Source organism: Succinivibrio dextrinosolvens DSM 3072, from assembly GCF_900167015.1.
GTDB lineage: Bacteria > Pseudomonadota > Gammaproteobacteria > Enterobacterales > Succinivibrionaceae > Succinivibrio > Succinivibrio dextrinosolvens.
Window position 1 is genome coordinate 1 of sequence record NZ_FUXX01000091.1, and the last position, 1,736, is coordinate 1,736.

Consider the following 1,736-nt stretch of genomic DNA (forward strand, 5'->3'; position numbering starts at 1 on the left):
CCGACTTTTTATGTACCGATGCCCGTAACTAAGCCGATTTTTGCTGCTTTACGGTATAATCATAAAGTCGGGATAAGTGTTGTGAGAGGGCTGAGCTAAATACTCGCCCTACTCAATTAATTAAGTATACTGATTATTTGGAATCATAAGTTTGAGTAATAAATAATCATTTTTTATTAATATTTATTGATTTTAATCACTGTTTTTGATTGTTTTAATGCACAATATTTCTTAACCAGCTATTTTATCAACTCTTTTTTCTTTATTTTTTGCAATAAAATTCAATTTTTTTACAATAACAGTAGGTTATATACCTGTAAAATTTTCATTTTGAGATGAACTTCAAATATTATTTATAAAAATAAGCGATAATTTTCATGTAATTGTTTTATACGATTACTTGATATTTATGAGATTATATTTGGGGATATATATTATGAAAAAATCATTATTAGCTTTAGCTGTTGTAGCTGTTGCCGCTTCTGCAAACGCAGCTACTGTTTATGATAAAGACGGTACTTCATTAGGAATTAATGGTCGTATTCAGTCTGTATTCTACAGTGGAAATCACACTGGAAAAAATGCCGCTGAAAACGATTCTCAGCTTCTGAATACTGCTCGTTTTGGTTTACAAGGCAAAACTCAGATTACTGATTGGGTTGCAGGTATTGGCTATGCTCAATGGGATATGGATAACAAAGGTACAGGTAATGGTACCAAGGCTCGTGAGCAGTATGTTGGTGCTGATTTCGGTGAGTTTGGTGTTTTAACTGCTGGTAAGTTCCGTGATGCATCATATTATGTTGAAAATGTAACTGATCACTATGAAGATGCAGCAGGTGCTGTTCAGGGTAATTTCAATGGTGCTCGTCGTGCTGGTCAGATTATGTATACTTATGATAACTATGGTTTCCATGGACAGTTAGGTATTCAGACTGCTCAGGATAGTGCTCCTGTTTTTGATAATGATAAGGGTACTTTATTTGATTTCGATAATAAATTTAATGTCGACTCCGGTTATAGTGCAGCGTTAGGTTATAAGACCGGCGATTTAGTGTTTGGTCCTTTAGATTTCCGCGTTGGTTATAGCTATTTAAAAGGCCAGAAGGATGGTGATGCTAAGGCTGGCAAGGCAGGAACATATACATTTAATAACTTTAAGCATGCAGCTGCTGGTGTTTCATGGGGTAATTTAAACTCAGGTTTATATTTAGCTGCATTGTATGATTACGGTAAGATGAAAGGCATTATTGAGCCGGCTGATTATGTGGATGGCTTTGATGATGACTCATTTAAGGTTAAAGGTTTTGAGTTATCTGGTGGCTATGCGTTTGATAATGGCGTGTCATTCTTAATTGGTTATGAGTCAGCAAAGTATACTTTGGATGAAGAAGGAGTTGGTAAGACCCTAGACTTTAAGGTTAAGAGAATTCCTGTATTTGTAAACTACAAGTTAAATCCAAACTTCAATATTTGGACTGAGGCTGGTTTCAATGCTGGTTCAGATCATGCTGAAGGCTTAGCTAAGAAGATCGACAAGACCATCTTCTCAGTCGGTGCTCGTTACACCTTCTAATCAATCAAGTTTGATTTAATTAACTAATCAGATCCCTACAGAATATTAATCTGTGGGGATTTTTCAGGTTCATCCGTGAATCTGTGGAAAGCCCTGATTTGAATATAATAAAATTCATCAGGGCTTTCTTCTATCCAATCGTCGGGATTGGAGTAAACTT

At 35.5% G+C, this 1,736-nt stretch carries 1 protein-coding gene; it reads left to right on the forward strand.

Annotation, left to right across the window (positions count from 1 at the left end; genetic code table 11):
- The first annotated feature begins 436 nt into the window (after nt 1–436).
- Nucleotides 437–1,576: a porin gene (locus B5D46_RS11920; RefSeq protein WP_078929643.1), complete on the forward strand. Its 1,140-nt coding sequence runs from the start codon at nt 437–439 to the stop codon at nt 1,574–1,576.
- Nucleotides 1,577–1,736: the final 160 nt, after the last annotated feature.

Excerpts from the sequence above, each read along its gene's own strand:
- B5D46_RS11920 (WP_078929643.1), top strand. The coding sequence starts at position 437 with ATGAAAAAATCATTATTAGCTTTAGCTGTTGTAGCTGTTGCCGCTTCT.